General features: G+C 68.7%; 16 protein-coding genes. 11 read left to right on the top strand and 5 right to left on the bottom strand.

Annotated features, from left to right (window positions below):
• Positions 1 to 11 precede the first annotated feature (11 nt).
• From NX068_RS12595 to NX068_RS12545, 11 genes are all read left to right on the top strand, one after another.
• Entirely contained in the window at positions 12 to 1409 is a 1398-nt protein-coding gene (locus NX068_RS12595; protein WP_263461617.1) for a hypothetical protein, read from the top strand.
• Complete coding sequence (locus NX068_RS12590) at positions 1406 to 2005, top strand: hypothetical protein (protein WP_263461616.1); 600 nt, start codon at positions 1406 to 1408, stop codon at positions 2003 to 2005. The genes NX068_RS12595 and NX068_RS12590 overlap by 4 nt, the downstream gene beginning before the upstream one ends.
• 116 nt (positions 2006 to 2121) lie before the next feature.
• A complete protein-coding gene (locus tag NX068_RS12585; protein WP_263461615.1) occupies positions 2122 to 2490 on the top strand; it encodes a hypothetical protein in 369 nt (122 codons plus the stop codon).
• Positions 2487 to 3719, top strand: coding sequence for a hypothetical protein (locus NX068_RS12580; protein WP_263461614.1), 1233 nt, complete (start codon positions 2487 to 2489; stop codon positions 3717 to 3719). Before NX068_RS12585 ends, NX068_RS12580 begins: the two co-directional genes overlap by 4 nt.
• Complete coding sequence (locus NX068_RS12575; RefSeq protein ID WP_263461613.1) at positions 3707 to 4423, top strand: type II secretion system protein; 717 nt, start codon at positions 3707 to 3709, stop codon at positions 4421 to 4423. Before NX068_RS12580 ends, NX068_RS12575 begins: the two co-directional genes overlap by 13 nt.
• Before the next feature lie 73 nt (positions 4424 to 4496).
• Positions 4497 to 5135, top strand: a complete 639-nt coding sequence (locus tag NX068_RS12570; RefSeq protein WP_263461612.1) for a prepilin-type N-terminal cleavage/methylation domain-containing protein — start codon at positions 4497 to 4499, stop codon at positions 5133 to 5135.
• A 165-nt stretch (positions 5136 to 5300) separates the two neighbouring features.
• Positions 5301 to 6281, top strand: a complete 981-nt coding sequence (locus tag NX068_RS12565; RefSeq protein ID WP_263461611.1) for a KpsF/GutQ family sugar-phosphate isomerase — start codon at positions 5301 to 5303, stop codon at positions 6279 to 6281.
• Entirely contained in the window at positions 6282 to 6860 is a 579-nt protein-coding gene (lptC, locus tag NX068_RS12560; protein ID WP_263461610.1) for an LPS export ABC transporter periplasmic protein LptC, read from the top strand.
• Entirely contained in the window at positions 6857 to 7408 is a 552-nt protein-coding gene (gene lptA, locus NX068_RS12555) for a lipopolysaccharide transport periplasmic protein LptA (RefSeq protein ID WP_263461609.1), read from the top strand. The genes lptC and lptA overlap by 4 nt, the downstream gene beginning before the upstream one ends.
• Before the next feature lie 30 nt (positions 7409 to 7438).
• Positions 7439 to 8215: an enoyl-CoA hydratase gene (locus NX068_RS12550; protein WP_263461608.1), complete on the top strand. Its 777-nt coding sequence runs from the start codon at positions 7439 to 7441 to the stop codon at positions 8213 to 8215.
• A gap of 367 nt (positions 8216 to 8582) precedes the next feature.
• A complete protein-coding gene (locus tag NX068_RS12545; RefSeq protein WP_263461607.1) occupies positions 8583 to 9149 on the top strand; it encodes a phasin family protein in 567 nt (188 codons plus the stop codon).
• Positions 9150 to 9481: 332 nt separating this feature from the next.
• Here NX068_RS12545 and NX068_RS12540 read toward each other — a convergent pair whose 3' ends face one another.
• From NX068_RS12540 to NX068_RS12520, 5 genes are all read right to left on the bottom strand, one after another.
• Positions 9482 to 10222 (bottom strand): lysophospholipid acyltransferase family protein, encoded by a 741-nt coding sequence (locus NX068_RS12540; protein ID WP_263461606.1) that lies wholly within the window; start codon positions 10220 to 10222, stop codon positions 9482 to 9484.
• Positions 10223 to 10305: 83 nt separating this feature from the next.
• The gene (gene gmhB, locus NX068_RS12535) at positions 10306 to 10845 is read right to left on the bottom strand and encodes a D-glycero-beta-D-manno-heptose 1,7-bisphosphate 7-phosphatase (protein ID WP_263461746.1); all 540 of its coding nucleotides are present in this window, start codon (positions 10843 to 10845) and stop codon (positions 10306 to 10308) included.
• A gap of 26 nt (positions 10846 to 10871) precedes the next feature.
• Complete coding sequence (gene glyS / locus NX068_RS12530) at positions 10872 to 12959, bottom strand: glycine--tRNA ligase subunit beta (RefSeq protein WP_263461605.1); 2088 nt, start codon at positions 12957 to 12959, stop codon at positions 10872 to 10874.
• Positions 12959 to 13873, bottom strand: a complete 915-nt coding sequence (gene glyQ, locus NX068_RS12525) for a glycine--tRNA ligase subunit alpha (RefSeq protein ID WP_263461604.1) — start codon at positions 13871 to 13873, stop codon at positions 12959 to 12961. The genes glyS and glyQ overlap by 1 nt, the downstream gene beginning before the upstream one ends.
• Before the next feature lie 141 nt (positions 13874 to 14014).
• Positions 14015 to 16533: efflux RND transporter permease subunit (locus tag NX068_RS12520; protein WP_263461603.1), on the bottom strand; the 2519-nt coding region annotated here is incomplete at its 5' end.

Here is a 16533-nt window from a genome sequence, read left to right as displayed (position 1 = left end):
CGGAGCCCGCCATGCCGAACACCATCCTGCTCCGCATCGACGCTCTCGGCCTCGAAGCATTCCAGGCCGGCAAACGCCCGCTGGCCCGCCTCGCCGGCTTCGCCACCGGCGAGCAGAGCGCATTCACCGACTGGCTCCGCGGCCAGCCCGGCAAGACCCGCTACCGCATGCTGGTGGACCTGGCCGACGAATGCCACGAAACCGAAACCCTGCCGCGCACCCGCGGCGCCGACCGCCGCGCCCTGATCGGCCGCCGCCTCGCCGCCTGGTATCCGCAAGCCTGCTATGCCAGGGCCGACACCCTGGCCATCGACCGCAAGGCCGATACCGAGCAGATCCTGTTCAGCGGCCTCGCCCGGCCAGCCGGTGTCGATGTCTGGGCGAGCGCCCTGCGCCGCGCGGGATGCAGTTGCGAGCGGCTGGTGCCGGCCAGCGAACTGATCGCCCATGCGCTGCCCGGCCCGGCTCGGCTGATCGTTTGCCGCAGCCGCGCCGGCATGCGCCTGACACTGGTCGCCGGGCATGCCACGCGGCTGTCACGACTGGTGGAACACATCGGCTCCGGCGCCGATGACGACCCCACCCGCGCCGAGTGGCAGCACGAGATCGAACGCACGCTGCAGTACGCGAACAAGCTGCAACTGCAGGCAGGCGAAGCTGCCACCGAAGATCCCGGCGGGCACCTCCAGGTCGTCCTGCTCACCGCCGGCCCCGCCCACGCGACCGAAGTCCAGCTACACCCCCTCGATCCGCTCGGCGCCGATTCCATTCACATCACCGACAGCAGCGAGCTACTGCTGGCCTGGCTGGCACGCGCCCCACGCAAGCTCGGCTGGCCCGGCCCCTCGCCGGACGCGGCATTTCCGCTGCGCCACGTCCGCAAGCTGGCCTTCGGCGCCGGCGTGCTGTTGTTCGCCGGCGGCACCGGCATCGCCGCCATGCACTGGCAGGCGGCGCGAGGCACCGAGGAAAGCCGTGCCGCACTGCAACGCGAAACCGCCCGCCTGCAGCACGAACTGACGGAGCTGACGGCCGCCCACGCCGGACTCGATGCGCCGCCCGCCCGCATCATCGACACCATCCGGCTGGTCGCGAACGAAAGAGGCACGGCCATCATGCCGCTGGACGTTCTTCGCCCAATCGCGGACAGCCTGGACCACGCGCCCGGGCTCGCGCTGCAGGCCCTGGAATGGTCGCCTGCCCCTGCAGGCGCCGAGCCTGCGCTCGTCCGCGTCAGGATGAATCTCTCGTCCGCTGCCGGCACCAACGCGTACGCAGCAATCGAAGCCATCGTCGCCCATCTCGCCAGGCGCGGTGCGCGGCTCATCGATACACGCGCCGATGCCGGCGGCGATACGCAGCTCGAACTGCTGCTGACACCGAAGCCCGTCCAGGTGCAGCCGCGATGAAAGCCACGCCGCTCACCATCGACACCCGCAGCATCGCCGCGCTGCTGCTTGCCGCAGGGTTTGCCGCAGGCGGCATCGGCGCTCTCGTCGCCTCGACCGGCGCGCGCGACGAAGCCCTGGCAAGGCTGGCGGCAACACAGCGCCAGCACGCCCGCCTCGCCACCGAGCTGGACGCGCTGCGACTGCAGCAGCCCGAGCTGGATGCCGCGCTCGAACACTGGAACGCCCTCGCCGCACTCGGCGCGATGCAGCCGCCCGCCGCCACGGCATGGGCCGCCCAAGCCGCCCGCAGCCTCGAACGGCAAGGCCTCGCCGGCAAGGAACTACAATTCACGCCGCCTCGGCCGGTGGCCGGTGGGGCGGATCCGGATGCACCGCACATTCTCGTCCACACCCTGGAGATCGACACCCCGCTGCAGCATGAAGGCCGGCTGCCGGTGCTGATCGCCACCCTGGCCGCCGTCCCCGGCGCGCTTGTGCTGCCGCGCAGCTGCACGCTGAACCGCCTCGACGGCGGCACGGCCGGACGCGTGCACGCACGCTGCCGGCTCGACTGGCTGACGATTTCGCTGCCGTCCGGCACGGGCGCAAGATGATGCCGGCCAGGACACCCGCCCGGCTTCGCCCCGCGCCGTGCGCATGCGCCGCGCAGCGGTCACGGCGCGGCCTGCTTGCGCTGCTCGCTTGCACGCTGGCGGCAGCGGCCCCAGCCATGGCGCAGACCCGCGGCAATCCACCAGCGATCGCCCAGCCCGCCGATGGCGCGTTCGGTCGCCTGTTCTTCACGCCCGGCGAGCGCCGCGCGCTGGATCAGCCTCCACCGCCGGCGCCTCCCCCCAAAACCGCCATGTCGGCGAGCCCCCCGAGCGCAGCGCCCCGGCGCATCGACGGCTTCCTGCGCCATTCGAACGGCGACACGACACTGTGGCTGGACGGTGTGCCCGGCCCGCTGCCGGCGGGCCTGCGTGCCGCGCCCTTCCCGGCGCTGGAACTGATCCCGGTGCACGCCCCTCGCCAGCGCCTGCGCACCGGCGACAGCTGGCAGGCGGCGCCGGACACTTCTCAGGGGCGACCGGAATGAAGCCCGCCCGCGTGAAAGCCGCCGGCCACGGCCTGGTCGCCGCCCTTGCGCTCGCCATCCTGCTCGGTGCCGGCGGATTGCTCGCCCACGGCGAACTCGATGCCCGCTTCCGCACCCGTGCCCAGGCCCGCAGCATCGCGGCGCTTTCGCAGGCGCGCGAAGCCCTGCTCGGCTATGCGATCAGCTATGACGAAAGCCACGCAGGCCAGGGCCAGGGCTACCTGCCCTGCCCGGACACCGGCAACACCGGCTCGACGGCACTCGGTGCCTGCGGCCCCCGCGGCGGCGTCGCCGCCGGCCGGCTGCCATGGCGGACCCTGGCCCTGCCGCAACTGCAGGACGGCTGGGGCGAATGCCTGTGGTACACGGTGTCCGGCAGCGTCAAGCACAACCCGAAGCCGCTCGCACTCAACTGGGACAGCCCGGGGCAGTTCAGGCTGTGGCGCGGCGACGGCCACAGCCTGCCTGCCGCTTCGCCGGACGGCCTTGCCATCGCCGTCGTGTTCGCCCCCGGCCCCGCCCTCGACGGCCAGCGCCGCCACGGCGCCGGCCACGCGCCTTGCACGGCCGGCACCAGCTTGAACGAGGCCGGTGATTTCATCGAGGCCGGCAGCGATCTGCCATCCATCGCGATATCGGACATCCATCAGGGCCAGGTCGGCAGCACCATCCGCAACGACCTGATCACCTGGCTGGGCATCGACGACATCTACGATGCGCTGCGCCGGCGCAGCGACTTCGCCCCGCGCATCGACCACATCGGCGAGACTGCCGCACTGCACCTGGCCTCGCGGCTCACCGACGCGGATTTCGTCGCCCGCCATCTGCACGAGACGCCGCATGGCCAGTTGCTGACGGGCAGGCTCGCCGCCGCCTCGGAACTCGGAATCGCCGCGCCCGCCGGCAGTGCCCACGACAACTGGCGCGACCAGTTCCAGGTCGCCCTGTGCAAGGACGACAGCGACTGCATCACCGTGATCGATCCGGAGCTGCCGCACACCGCAAGCTGCCGCGCGGTACTGCTGTTCGGCGGCGAACGGATCCGCAGCGGCGACGGGCGCCAGCGGCGCGGCACGGCGGCCGAACGGGCCGATGTCGCGCAATACCTCGAAGGCGACAATCCCCGCCATTTCCTGCTCGGCATCGCGGAATTCCACGGCACTGCCGGATTCCGCATCACCGATCCGCATCGCCCCGCCAGCCAGGATGTCGTCCGATGCCTGAGTTGAGTCCTCCCACCCGCTTCGCGGCCGCCGGCATGCGCCCACCACCCCCGTGCCGCCAGAGCGGCTTCACGCTGGCCGAACTCGCCGTCGTGCTGATCATCCTCGCGCTGCTGTCCGGCAGCATGCTGGTCCCACTCGCCAGCCGCATCGAAGCCCGTGACCGCCAGGCGACGCTGGACCGCCTGCGCGACATCCAGCAAGCGTTGACCGGTTTCGCCATCATCCACGGCCGCCTGCCCTGCCCCAGCATCGAAGCGGACCCGGCCCATCCGGACTACGGCCAGGAAGCGCCGCCACCCTGCAACACCGCCACCGAAGGCCTGCTGCCCTGGCGCACGCTGGGCATGCCCGCCACCGACGCCTGGGGCAGCACGCGCGTCAGCGCCGACGCCCCCTGGCAAGGCCACTGGCGCTATCGGGTCGACCGCAGCTTCAGCGACCAGCTCATCACTGCCGCGAGCGTGCCGGCCAGCAATCTCCAGATCCACGCGCACGACGGCCGCCGCATCACGGTCAGCGACTCCCAGGCCGTCGCGATCGTGTTCTCGACCGGCGCCAATCGCCGCGCCGACGGCCTCAACGCCACCTATTCCGCCACCGGCCCGACCTACCAGGCCGGCGAACCGACCGCCGACTTCGACGACATCCTGGTCTGGATCGGGCGTCCGCTGCTGATCGCCCGCCTTGCCCAGGCGGGCCGCCTGTGAGGCGGCCCCGGATGGCCGTCCCCCGGATGGCCGGCCCCACTTTTTCCACCCACGCAACAAGGAGGCAATACCGATGAAACCCCATCAACAAGGCTTCACCCTCGTGGAAATCGCCGTCGTCCTGCTGATCGTCAGTCTGCTGCTGGGCGGCGTGCTCAAGGGCCAGGAGCTGATCGACAGCGCCAAGGTCAAGAATCTGGCCCAGGATTTCCGCAGCCTGCCGGCCCTGGCCCACGCCTACCAGGACCGCTTCCGCGCGCTGCCGGGCGACGATGCCCGTGCCCGCCTGCACCTGTGCCCGAGCGGCGACGACTGCACCAGCGCGGGCAACGGCAACGGCACGATCGACGGCAACTGGAACGACGACGCCGACAGCGACGCATTCCGCTTCTGGCAGCACGTGCGCCTCGCCGGCCTCGCCACCGGCAGCAGCGACACCGGCAATGCCGGCTACCTGCCGCGCAACACGGTCGGCGGCCGGCTCGGCGTGCAGAGCGGCAGCCTGCTCGGCCTTCGCGGCAGCGTCCTGACCTGCTCGGGCGGCATCCTGGGCAAACTCGTGCGCCAGCTCGACCTGGCACTGGACGACGGTGATCCGGCGACGGGCTCGATGCGGGCCGGCATCGACAGCGGCACCGGCTCGCTCACGCCGGTCTCCGGTTCGGCTCCGCTGGACGACGGCATCAGCTATACCGTGTGCGCGAGTCTGTAGCCCCGGCAGCAGGAATCCGCACCGAACGGCGCGCCCGACCCGGACTTCCGGGCGCGCCGCCACGCCCATCGAGCGGCGCACCGACTGTTATACAATTGCGAGTCTCCGTCGGCACGGCACCGTGCCGGCGGAATCCGCAACCGACCCAGGCTTCCCGATCTCCCGATGACTCCAGCCGCCGACAGCCCCACGCTCGCGCTTGCCCGCCGCGTGCTCCGAATCGAAGCCGCCGCCGTCGCCGCGCTCGCCGACCGCCTCGGCACGGCATTCGAGCGCGCGGTCCAGCTCATCCTGCAGCGGCGCGGACGCGTCATCGTCACCGGCATCGGCAAATCGGGGCACATCGCACGCAAGATCGCCGCCACGCTCGCCAGTACCGGCACCCCCGCCTACTTCGTCCATGCCGCCGAAGCCGCGCATGGCGACATGGGCATGATCACGCCCGAAGACGTCGTGATCGCGCTGTCGAACTCGGGCACCAGCGAGGAAGTGCTGACCATCGTGCCGCTGGTCAAGCGCCAGGGCGCGCAACTGATCTCGATCACCGGCCGGCCGGAGTCACCGCTGGCGCAGCAGGCCGACATCCATCTCGAAGCCATCGTCGCCGAGGAAGCCTGTCCGCTCAACCTCGCCCCCACCGCCAGCACCACCGCCGCGCTGGCGCTGGGCGACGCGCTGGCCGTGGCCCTGCTCGACGCCCGCGGCTTCGGTGCCGACGACTTCGCCCGCTCCCATCCGGGCGGCGCCCTCGGCCGCCGCCTGCTGACCCACGTCGGCGACGTCATGCGCCCGGCCGAAGCCGTGCCGATGGTCGCAAGCGATGCGCCGCTGACCCAGGCCCTGCTGGCGATGACCGCAGGCGGCATGGGCATGACCGCGGTATGCGGCGCGGATTCGCGCCCGATCGGCATCTTCACCGACGGCGACCTGCGCCGCGCACTGGAAAAGGGCTGCGACGTCCGCAGCACCAAGCTGACCGAGGTGATGACGCGCAACCCGCGCTCGATCGGCCCGGAAGCCCTCGCCGCCGAAGCTGCGGAACTGATGGAACGCATGCGGATCAGCCAGTTGCTGGTGCTCGACGCGGACGGCGGCCTCGTCGGCGCGCTCACCACCCACGACCTGATGCAGGCCAAGGTAATCTGAGTGGTCAACAGCTATCGCCTCTACCCCATCATCATGCTCGCGCTGCTGGCCGGCGCTTCGGTGTGGCTGGAACGCATCACCCGCGTCGATGAGCCTGCCGCCGAAGCCGCGGAGCAGACCGGGCCGGACTTCATCGCCGAGCACACCCGCGTGGTCGGCTACGGCGCAAACGGCGCGCAGCGCTACGAACTGTTCGCCGACCGCCTCACCCACTTTCCGCAGGGCGACATCACCCGGCTCGACATGCCGCGCCTGCGCATGATCAACGAAGGCCGGGAAACGCACATCACCGCCCGACACGCCGAAGTCTCGCCGGGCGGCGAACAGGTCGACATGCAGGGCGAGGTGCGCGTGCGCCGTCCTGCGGTGGCGGACGACCCCGCCCTGGCGCTCGACTCCGAGACCCTCACCATATGGCCCGACACCCATCGGGCGCACACCGATTCGCCCGTGCAGCTGACGCGCGGCAGCACCCGCGCGGATGCGCAGGGCATGCGCGCCGACAACCTGTTCGGCACGCTCGAACTCATCGGCCAGGTACACGTCAACATGCCTCGCCGCCAAGGATCCGCTTCATGAACGCTCCGACCCTCCGCTCACTGGTTCCGCTGCTCTTCCTCGCCCTCAGCGCCATCGCCCGGCCCGCGCTCGCCGAAAGCGCCGACCGCCAGCAGCCGGTCAACATCGAAGCCGACCGCATGACGGTCGACGATCGCAACAAGGTGCACGTGTTCGAGGGCAACGTCGTCCTGACCCAGGGCAGCCTGCTGATCAAGGGCGACAAGCTCGTCGTCACCCAGGACGCCGCCGGCTTCCAGAACGGCGTCGCCACCGCCGAAGGCAGCAAGCTCGCCACCTTCCGCCAGAAGCGCGAAGGCACCAACGAATACGTCGACGGCGAAGCCGAACGCATCGAGTACGACAGCCGCAACGAGAAGGCACGGCTGTTCAATCGCGCACGCGTCACCAGCGGCGGCGACGAAGTCCGCGGCGCCTACATCGAGTACGACGCGATCACCGAGAACTACCTCGCCAAGAACGCACCGGGCGGCAAACCGAGCGGCGACGGGCGCGTTCGCGCGGTCATCCAGCCCAAGAGCGACAACAAGCCGGCCACGCAGCCGTAAGCCGACTCCTTCCACCTGCCCGGAGACAGCATGGACTACGAACTCATCCTCACCGAAACCCGCGGCCGCGTCGGCCTGATCACCCTGAACCGGCCCAAGGCGCTGAATGCGCTGAACGACCAGGTGATGGACGAAATCGGCGCGGCGCTCGACGGCTTCGAGGCCGACGAAGGCATCGGCGCGATCGTCATCACCGGCTCCGACAAGGCTTTCGCCGCCGGCGCCGACATCGGCGCGATGGCGGACTACTCGTACATGGACGCCTACAAGGGCGACTACATCACGCGCAACTGGGAACGCGTCAAGACCTGCCGCAAGCCGATCATCGCCGCAGTCGCCGGCTTTGCCCTGGGCGGCGGCTGCGAGCTGGCGATGACCTGCGACATCATCATCGCCGCCGACAGCGCCCGCTTCGGCCAGCCCGAAGTCAAGCTCGGCATCCTGCCCGGCGCCGGCGGTACCCAGCGCCTGCCGCGCGCAGTCGGCAAAGCCAAGGCGATGGACCTGTGCCTGACCGCGCGCTTCATGGATGCGGCCGAAGCCGAAAAGGCCGGCCTGGTGTCCCGCGTCGTTCCTGCCGACAAGCTGCTGGAGGAAGCCCTGGCCGCCGCCGAGACCATCGCCGGCTTCTCGCTGCCCGTCGTCATGATGATCAAGGAATCGGTCAACCGCGCCTTCGAGAGCAGCCTCAACGAAGGCCTGCTGTTCGAGCGCCGCGTGTTCCATTCCTCCTTCGCGCTCAACGACCAGAAGGAAGGCATGGCCGCTTTCGTCGGCAAGCGCAAGCCCAGCTTCAGGCACGACTGAAGCCCCTTCCGGCCGCGATGCAGCAGAACATGCGACCGCCCCCCGGCGGTCGTTTCACGTTCACGGCCTGCCCCGGCCCTGCCGCAGCCAAGGGATGGCTGCCTGGGTGGCTCCCGCTGCCCGCCGTCATGCTCACGCAAACTTTCCGAGACATGATGCCGTCCGCCATCTCCCCGAACGACCGATGGCCGGATGGCCATCGATGGCGATAGACGGAAATAATCGCATCGCCATTGTGCAATGCACAAAATACTTCTTGACAGCGGAAATGGCGTCCCTATAATTCAGTCCATGCTGCAACGCAACATCGCGGCAAGCAAGAAAGTCCGATGTTTCTGCATGACCTTATTTTTATCAGGAGATATCCATGTCCGCCTTCGTCACCCCCGAGCAGTTCGCCGCCACCAACAAAGCCAACGTCGAAACCCTGCTGACCCTGGCCAACGCCGCTTTCGCCAGCGCCGAGCGCCTGGCCGCCCTGAACCTGAACACCGCCCGTTCGATCCTGGAAGACGGCGTTGCCAACACCAAGGCTCTGCTGGCCGTCAAGGACGTGCAAGAACTGGTCAACCTGCAAGCTTCGCTGGCCCAGCCGATCGTCGAGAAGGCCGTCGCCTACGCCCGTAGCGTCTACGAGATCACCTCGCAGAGCCAGGAAGAAGTGTCGAAGGTCTTCGAAGGCCAGGTCGCCGAGCTGAACAAGGGTGTCGCTTCCGCCCTGGACAAGGCTGCCAAGTCGGCTCCCGCCGGTTCGGACGTTGCCGTCGCCGCCGTCAAGTCGGCCATCGCCGCCGCCAACAGCGCCTACGACAGCATGAGCAAGGCTGCCAAGCAAGTCGCCGAAATCGCCGAAGCCAACGTGGCTGCCGCGACCAACGCCACCGTCAAGGCCGTGAGCACCTCCGCCAAGACCGCTTCCAAGAAGGCTGCCTAAGCTTCTTCGGTAGAAAGCTGCAACGAAACGGCCCCGCGATGCGGGGCCGTTTTGCGTTTACGGTGGCTTCTTGTGCGCAATGGCGTCTGACGGCACCGCCGATGGAGGGCTAGCCGCGAAACGACCTTTGTTCCCCAAGCACCCGGATGTATCCGCAGGTGCTCCCCTATCAGCAGCGCAACGGTGCCCGGGGACGCATTGTAGGATGCCAAGGTAGGCCCGATTCGCGGCTAAAGCTAGCCGCCCCTATGAAAAGCAGAGCGGCCGTCGAGAATCAAATCGGGAGATATGTTCCTGCGTACAGCCGTCGATACAGATGCCACTTCCAAAGCTCACTGTTCAGGCACACGCTCATCGGCATAGTGATGCGGGAACAGCCGCCGCATCTCGGCTTCGATCCAGGCCTCGGCCTGCTTGTTGACCTCGTCGGCCTTGACGCCCTTGACCTCGATCACCGGGCCGATGCTGACGACGATCTCGCCCGGACGCTTGATGAAGGCGTTGCGGGCCCAGAACTCGCCGGCGTTGTGCGCCACCGGCACCACCGGCACACCGGCACGCTTGGCCAGAATCGCCCCGCCCGGCTTGTAGCGGCCCGTCTTTCCCGGTGCCGTGCGCGTGCCTTCGGGGAACACCACGACCCACAGCCCTTCCTTCAGGCGCTCGCGTCCCTGCTCCACGACCTGGGCCAGCGCATCCTTGCCCGCCGCACGGTCGATGGCGATGCCGGGAATGCTCGCCATGCCCCAGCCGAAGAACGGCACTTTCAGCACTTCCTTCTTCAGTACGTAGCACAGCGGCGGAAAGATCTGCTGCAGCGCGATCGTCTCCCACGCCGACTGGTGCTTGGACAGCACCACCGCCGGCCCGGCCGGCATGTTCTCGGCGCCGACGATCCGGTAGCGGATGCCCAGCACGTGCTTGATGATCCACATCATGATCGGCACCCAGGTCGTGATCAGGCGGTGTCGCGTCATCGGCGGCAGCCAGAAGATCAGGATGGCGAAGAGCGCGTACGGGATCGTGACCAGGGCAAGCAGGACGGCGAAGACGGAGGAGCGGATCAGGGGCACGGTCGGGACTCTGGAAATGGCCCCGCCGGACGGCGCGCCGGCGGGCGGATCGGGAAGGTGCGCGGAGCACCGGTACGAAAACTTCAGCGCGAGGCCGTCAACGCCGTGGCCACCGCATCGAGATCCGGGAAGATCCGGGTGCCGGGCGGCAGCTCCGGGCTCTCGCGCGTCGCTTCGCCCTTGCCGGTCAGCACCAGATAGGGCTCGCAGCCCAGGCGCACGCCCGCCTGCAGGTCGCGCAGGCTGTCGCCCACGCAGGGCACGCCGTTCAGGTCAACGTTGAAGCGCTCGGCGATCTGCTGGAACAGGCCGGATTTCGGCTTGCGGCAGTCGCAGGTCGAATCGGCGGCGTGGGGGCAGAAGAAGATCGCATCCAGGCGTCCACCCACCTGGGCCAGGCTGCGCACCATCTTGTCGTTGATCGCGTTCAGCGTGTCCATGCCGAACAGGCCGCGGCCGACGCCGGACTGGTTCGAGGCCACGACCACCCGCCAGCCCCACTGGTTGAGGCGGGCGATGGCTTCGAGCGAGCCCGGGATCGGCTTCCACTCCTCGGGCGACTTGATGAACTGGTCCGAATCGACGTTGATGACGCCGTCGCGGTCGAGAATGATGAGCTTCATCGGCATGGCGGGCGGTCCCTGCAGCGTCAGGCGGACAGGCGCGAAATGTCGGCCACCTGGTTCATCAAACCGGCAAGCTGGGCCAGCAGGGCCAAGCGGTTCTGGCGCGTCAGCGGCTCTTCGGCCATCACCATGACATCCTCGAAGAACTGGTCGACCGTGCCGCGCAGGCTCGCAAGCACGCGCAGCGCCTCGGTGTAGTCCTCGTTGGCGACGTGCGAACGCACCAGCGGCGCGACCTCGACGACGCGATGGAACAGCGCCTTCTCGGCCTCTTCCTGCAGCAGCGCGATGTCGGGCTCGCCCGGCTCGCCTTCGGCCTTCTTCAGGATGTTGACGATGCGCTTGTTGGCGGCGGCCAGCGCCTCGGCTTCGGGCAGCGCACGGAAAGCCTCGACCGCTGCCAGCTTGGCCGGCACCAGGTCGATGCGGGCCGGCCGGAGCGCCAGCACGGCGTCGATCACCGCGCCGTCGCGGCCGCGCTCGCGCAGCAGGTTCTTCAGCCGTTCGAACATGAAGTCCTGCAACTGCGCGGCGAAGCCTTCCGCAGTCAGCAGGCCGGGCTTGAAGCCGGCGGCGGCGGTATCGATGAGCCAGGGCAGCTCGAGCGGCAGCGGCGTTTCCATCAGGATGCGCAGCACGCCGAGCGCGGCGCGGCGCAGCGCGAAGGGATCGCGGTCGCCGGTCGGCACCATACCGATGCCGAAGAAACCGACCAGCGCGTCGAGCTTGTCGGCCAGCGCCACGGCGGCGGCGACGTTGCCGGCCGGCAGCGCATCGCCGGCGAAGCGCGGCTGGTAGTGGGCCTGGATGGCGTCGGCAACGACTTCACCCTCGCCGTCGGCCAGCGCGTAATAACGGCCCATGATGCCCTGCAGCTCGGGGAACTCGCCGACCATGTCGGTGACGAGATCGGCCTTCGCCAGGCGCGCGGCGCGCTTCGCCGCGCTCACATCGGCCTTCAGTTGCGCGGCGATCGCACCGGCCAGCGCTTCGAGGCGCTCGACGCGCTCCAGCACGCTGCCGAGCTTGTTGTGATACACCACCGGCGCCAGCCTCGCCAGGCGGGCGGCCAGCGGCTGCTTCTTGTCCTGCTCGAAGAAGAAACGTGCGTCCGACAGCCGCGGGCGCACCACGCGGGCATTGCCGCTGACGATGTTCGACGGATCGGCCACCCGCATGTTGGAAACGATCAGGAAGCGGTTCAGCAGCTTGCCGGCGCCGTCGAACAGCGGGAAATACTTCTGGTTGGCACGCATCGTCAGGATCAGGCATTCCTGCGGCACGGCGAGGAATTCGGCTTCGAACTCGCCGACATACACGGTCGGGTGCTCGACCAGCGCCGCGACCTCGTCCAGCAGGTCGGCGTATTCGCCGAGCAGTGCGCCCTGCTTGGCCGCCTCGGCGAGCAACTGGCGCTCGATGTCGTCGCGGCGCTCGGCGAAGCGCGGAATCACCTTGCCTTCGGCCAGCAGCGTCGGCTCGTAGGCATCGGCAGTGGCGATGTCGATGTCGCCGCGGCTCATGAAGCGGTGGCCGCGCGTGGTACGGCCCGACTCCAGGTCGAGCACGCGGCCCGGCACGACCTCGGCGCCGTGCAGCATGGTCAGCTTGTGCACCGGGCGCACGAAGGTGGCGTCGCCGTCGCCCCAGTGCATCACCTTCGGGATCGGCAGCGCCTTGATCGCATCCTGGACGATGGCGGACAGCACCTCGGCGAGCTTCGCGCCCGGCACCGTGGCGGTGTGGAACAGCGCCTCGGCCTTGCCGTCCATGCGGCGCTCGAAGCCGGCCACGGCCTCGGCCGGGATGCCCTTGGCTTCCATCTTCTTCAGCAGCGCCGGCGTCGGCTTGCCGTCGGCGTCGAGCGCGACGGACACCGGCATCAGCTTCTCGGTGACTTCCTTCGCCGCCGCTTCGGCGGCCACGTTCGCCACCGTCACGGCAAGGCGGCGCGGGCTGGCGAAGGCGTGGAAAGCGGCGTCTGCCGGCGCCAGGCCCTTGGCCTTCAGGCCTTCGGCGATCTTGCCGGCAAAGGTCTCGCCCAGGCGCGGCAGGGCCTTGGGCGGCAATTCTTCGGTCAGCAGTTCAACGAGCAGGGTCGCGCTGGTCATCACACGCCCTCCTTGCCGGCGTTCAGCATCGGGAAGCCGAGGGCTTCACGGGATTCGAAATAAGCCTGCGCCACGGCGCGCGACAGGTTGCGGATGCGGCCGATGTAGGCGGCGCGCTCGGTAACGGAAATGGCGCCGCGGGCATCGAGCAGGTTGAAGGTGTGGGCAGCCTTCAGCACCATCTCGTAGGCCGGCAGCGCCAGGCCGACTTCCATCACGCGCCTGGCTTCGGATTCGTAGTTGGCGAACAGCGAGAACAGGAAGTCGACGTTGCTGTGCTCGAAATTGAAGGTGGATTGCTCCACTTCGTTCTGATGGTAGACGTCGCCGTAGGTCACCTTGCGGCCGTCGGGCGCGATCGACCACACCAGGTCATAGACGTTCTCGACGCCTTGCAGGTACATCGCCAGGCGCTCGATGCCGTAGGTGATCTCGCCCAGCACCGGCTTGCAGTCCAGCCCGCCGACCTGCTGGAAATAGGTGAATTGGGTGACTTCCATGCCGTCCAGCCACACTTCCCAGCCCAGCCCCCAGGCACCCAGCGTGGGGTTCTCCCAGTCGTCCTCGACGAAGCGGATGTCGTGCACCATCGGGTCGATGCCCAGCGCACGCAGCGAATCCAAGTACAGCTCCTGGATGTCCAGCGGCGACGGCTTCAGCACCACCTGGAACTGGTAGTAGTGCTGCAGGCGGTTGGGGTTCTCGCCGTAGCGGCCGTCCTTGGGCCGGCGCGAAGGCTGCACGTAAGCGGCATTCCACGGCTCCGGACCGATCGCGCGCAGGAAGGTCGCGGTATGGCTGGTGCCGGCGCCGACTTCGAGGTCGTAGGGCTGCAGCAGCACGCAGCCGCGTTCGCCCCAGAAATGCTGGAGCGTGAGAATGACTTGCTGGAAGGTGGGTTTCTGAACGGACATGGCGCCTTGATCGGTGGGGGCGGCAAAGGCCGCACGAAGAACGCAAAGTCCGGGATTTTACTGGGATTCCGGCCTCAGGGGCGCACTTGCGCCTTACTTGCCCTTCACTCGTCCAGGCACACGGAGGTAAAAACGCCCCGTTCAGGAACGCCGGAAGAGCCTCGACACCCGTCCCTTGAAGCCCTCCACATAGGTGTACACCACCGGCACTACCAGCAGGCTGAGCACGGTCGAGGTGATCAGGCCGCCGATCACCGCGATCGCCATCGGCGAGCGGAAGCTGCCGTCGGTGGCGCTGGAGCCGATCGCGATCGGCATCATGCCGGCCCCCATCGCGATCGTCGTCATGACGATCGGGCGGGCGCGCTTGCGGCAGGCGTCGATCAGCGCCTCGGCACGCGACAGGCCGTGGTCGCGGTAGGCGACGATGGCATACTCGACGAGCAGGATGGAGTTCTTGGTGGCGATGCCCATCAGCATGATCAGGCCGATCAGCGAAGGCATCGAGAAACTCTTCTGCGCCGCCAGCAGCGCGACGAAGGCGCCGCCGAGCGACAGCGGCAGCGCGACCAGGATCGTGACCGGGTGCAGCAAGTCCTTGAACAGCAGCACCAGCACCGTGTAGATGCACAGCACGCCGGTCAGCATCGCCAGGCCGAAACTGGCGAACAGCTCGCCCATGACTTCGGCGTCACCGATCTCGATGATCCTGACACCCGGCGGCAGATTGCGTACAGACGGCAGTTGCGCCACCGCCGCGGTGACTTCGCCGAGCGGCACGCCGGATAGCTCGATCTCGAAATTGATGTTGCGCGAGCGGTCGTAGCGGTCGATCACTGCTGGACCGCCGGCCACTTCCAGCTTTGCCACCTGGCCTAGCATCACCGGCCCGCGCGCACCCGGCACGGCGAGACGTTCGAGCAGAGCGAGATCCTCGCGCGCGGATTCGTCCAGCCGTACCAAGATGGGTACCTGGCGCTGCGACAGGTTGAGCTTGGCCAGCGCCATGTCGTAGTCACCGACGGTGGCAACGCGCAGCGTGTCACCAATGGCACGGCTGGTCACGCCCAGGTCGGCGGCACGGGCAAAGTCCGGCCGCACAGCGATCTCGGGACGGATCAGGCTCGCGGTCGAAGCGATGCTGCCCAGGCCCGGGATGGTGCGCAGGTCGCGCTCGACTGCCAGCGCCGCCGATTGCAGCGCCCCGGCATCCTCACCGGACAGCACCAGGATGTATTTTTCGCCCGACCCACCCAACCCGACCTTGCTGCGCACGCCGGGCAGCATTTCCAGCACGGCGCGGATATCCTGCTCGATCACCTGCTTGACCGGCCGCTCCGCACGCGGCGACAGCAGCACCGTCAGCGTGGCCTTGCGCACTTCGGCCGCGCTCTTGGGCGCGAACGGATCGCCGCCGGCGCTGCCGCCGCCGATGGTGGTGTAGATGCTGCGCACGTGCGCGACACCACCGACCAGCAGACGCGCCTGCTCGGCCACCTCCAGCGTCTGCGCCAGCGTCACGCCCGGCGGCAGCTCCAGATAGACCTGGGTCTGCGAGTTGTCGTCGGGCGGAATGAAGCCGGTCGGCAACAGCGGGATCAGCATCACCGAGCCGATGAAGAAGGCCGCGGCGGCCAGCATGGTCAGCGCGCGATGGCGCAGGCAGCGCTCGGCCCAGCGCGAATACCAGACCAGCCAGCGCGGCTCGTCGTGCTTGCCGACGATGGGCTTCAGCAGATAGGCCGCCATCATCGGCGTCAGCACCCGCGCCACGACCAGCGAAGCGAACACCGCCAACGAGGCGGTCCAGCCGAACTGCTTGAAGAACTTTCCCGCCACGCCGCTCATGAAGGCGGTGGGCAGGAACACCGCGATCAGGGTGAAGGTAGTGGCGATCACCGCCAGGCCGATCTCGTCGGCCGCCTCCATCGCCGCCTCGTAGGGCGTCTTGCCCATGCGCAGGTGGCGCACGATGTTCTCGACTTCGACGATGGCATCATCCACCAGGATGCCGACCACCAGCGACAGTGCAAGCAGCGTGACGACGTTGATCGAGAAGCCGAGCAGGTACATGCCGAGGAAGGCCGGGATCACCGACAGCGGCAGGGCCACCGCCGACACCAGCGTCGCCCGCCAGTCGCGCAGGAACAGCCACACCACGATCACCGCCAGCGCGGCACCTTCGTACAGCAGCTTCAGCGAGCCGTGGTATTCCTCTTCCACCGGCGCGACGAAGTTGAAGGCTTCGGTGATCTCGACGTCCGGATGGGCCTGGCGCAGTTCGGCCAGCGCCGCCTGCACCGCGGCGCCGACTTCGACCTCGCTCTCGCCGCGGCTGCGCGCGACCTCGAAACCGACCACCGGCTTGCCGTCGAGCAAGGCCGCCGAGCGCCGCTCGGCCACGGTGTCCTCCACCTTCGCCACTTCGCGCAGGCGAAGCGTGCGGCCGCCGGCGAGCGCGAGCTCGATGTCGCCCAGCGCCTCGGCGTCGGCGACCGTCGCCAGCGTGCGCACCGGCTGTTCGCCGCTGCCCAGGTCGGCGCGCCCTCCCGCGCTCTCCACCTGCACGTCACGCAGCGTCTGCGACACTTCGGCCGCGGTCACGCCCAGTGCTTCGAGGCGCAGCGGGTCGAGCGTGACGCGCATCTCGCGCGTCACGC

It is taken from the genome of Thauera carbonicopians (assembly GCF_025699485.1).
In the GTDB taxonomy this organism is placed as follows: domain Bacteria; phylum Pseudomonadota; class Gammaproteobacteria; order Burkholderiales; family Rhodocyclaceae; genus Thauera.
Note: the sequence above shows the minus strand (reverse complement) of the source record. Positions and strands in the feature narration are given on the sequence as shown.

Coding starts and splice junctions, on each gene's coding strand:
- NX068_RS12595 (WP_263461617.1), top strand. CDS start 12: ATGCCGAACACCATCCTGCTCCGCATCGACGCTCTCGGCCTCGAAGCA.
- NX068_RS12590 (WP_263461616.1), top strand. CDS start 1,406: ATGAAAGCCACGCCGCTCACCATCGACACCCGCAGCATCGCCGCGCTG.
- NX068_RS12585 (WP_263461615.1), top strand. CDS start 2,122: ATGGCGCAGACCCGCGGCAATCCACCAGCGATCGCCCAGCCCGCCGAT.
- NX068_RS12580 (WP_263461614.1), top strand. CDS start 2,487: ATGAAGCCCGCCCGCGTGAAAGCCGCCGGCCACGGCCTGGTCGCCGCC.
- NX068_RS12575 (WP_263461613.1), top strand. CDS start 3,707: ATGCCTGAGTTGAGTCCTCCCACCCGCTTCGCGGCCGCCGGCATGCGC.
- NX068_RS12570 (WP_263461612.1), top strand. CDS start 4,497: ATGAAACCCCATCAACAAGGCTTCACCCTCGTGGAAATCGCCGTCGTC.
- NX068_RS12565 (WP_263461611.1), top strand. CDS start 5,301: ATGACTCCAGCCGCCGACAGCCCCACGCTCGCGCTTGCCCGCCGCGTG.
- lptA (WP_263461609.1), top strand. CDS start 6,857: ATGAACGCTCCGACCCTCCGCTCACTGGTTCCGCTGCTCTTCCTCGCC.
- NX068_RS12550 (WP_263461608.1), top strand. CDS start 7,439: ATGGACTACGAACTCATCCTCACCGAAACCCGCGGCCGCGTCGGCCTG.
- NX068_RS12545 (WP_263461607.1), top strand. CDS start 8,583: ATGTCCGCCTTCGTCACCCCCGAGCAGTTCGCCGCCACCAACAAAGCC.
- gmhB (WP_263461746.1), bottom strand. CDS start 10,845: ATGAAGCTCATCATTCTCGACCGCGACGGCGTCATCAACGTCGATTCG.
- glyS (WP_263461605.1), bottom strand. CDS start 12,959: ATGACCAGCGCGACCCTGCTCGTTGAACTGCTGACCGAAGAATTGCCG.
- glyQ (WP_263461604.1), bottom strand. CDS start 13,873: ATGTCCGTTCAGAAACCCACCTTCCAGCAAGTCATTCTCACGCTCCAG.